Below are 1,119 nucleotides of genomic sequence, written 5' to 3' on the forward strand. Positions count from 1 at the left end.
TAATAGCGTCCGAGAAGAAATTGATCCCCGCTGTTATGCCGTTCACCAGCATGTCAGCAATCCCCTGCAATGTGCCCATGAAAGCGTCCGACCCTAAGAAATCAGCGAACCTGGTGAGCAACGGCATCGCGGCGTCCCCGATGCTCTGAGTCACGTTATGGAACTTCTCACTCACCGTGGTCATGATGCCCGTGAATGTCTTGGCCGAGGCTGCCGCGCTCCCCCCGAACTCGTTCCCAAGCTCCTTCAATATCACCTGTTGCGCGCCTGCCATGTTCCCGGCATCCTGCATGGCCTTTATCTGGTCTTTTTGCTGCTGAGTAAATGACACCCCCACCTTGACCAGCGCTGTGAGGCCCTTCTCGGGGTCGTTCAATGCCTTGCCCAGCTGGATCGCGCTTGAGCTTGCATCGCCCCCCATCTTTGTGCTCATATCGAGCATCGCTTGCGTGGCCGCGGGGAATACGTTCCCGCCTATATTCGTGAAAGTCAGCAGGAGGTTTTCACCGCTGAGAACAGCGTCGTCCGCGTACTTGGACAGCCCATTGGCCGCAGACAGCGAGCTGGCAAGCCCTGTTACCTGGTCTTTGGTCACACCTGCGGATCCGCCCGTGCTTTTCATCACGGCATCCAGCTGCGCCATCTGGTCGTTCCACTGATTGCTCTGGTCTATCCCGTCCTTGAACATCCCCACCAGCCCGCCGCCCACGCCCAGTAGCGTGCCGATGCCCGTGGCAAGCCCCAGCGCCTTGCCTACGCCGCCGCCCATCATGTCAAAGAGGCCGCCACCCTTGCCCTTCGTCTCCTCGGCCTGGTCCCCGAACTCCTTGACCTTGCCGTGCATCTTGTCCATGTCGGAGCTGAACTCCGACAGTCCCTTGATGCCAACTCCTAGAAATAGGTCCGCTGCCATGCCCATGCGTGGATGTCTCCTGCTTGTCCGGTGAAAAGGGGATAAGGAAAGGGCGGCCACATACCAGGCGCTCATGTAGCGCCCGTCATGTGCCGCCCTCTGATTGAGTGGTCGGTTTCCCGCCTTGCGGGATATGTCTTGCTTACCTAGTCTGACTGCTCGTTTTCGAGCTTGGCCCGTATTCGGAAGAAGGTCAGCCAGTCGTA

The 1,119-nt window shown here is 58.8% G+C and carries 1 protein-coding gene; it reads right to left on the reverse strand.

Annotation, left to right across the window (positions count from 1 at the left end):
- Nucleotides 1-919, reverse strand: a 919-nt coding sequence (locus IVW53_16165; protein ID MBF6607092.1) for a phage tail length tape measure family protein, incomplete at its 3' end; no start/stop codon positions are given.
- Between the last annotated feature and the right edge of the window lie 200 nt (nt 920-1,119).

Source organism: Chloroflexota bacterium (assembly GCA_015478725.1).
In the GTDB taxonomy this organism is placed as follows: domain Bacteria; phylum Chloroflexota; class Limnocylindria; order Limnocylindrales; family CSP1-4; genus C-114.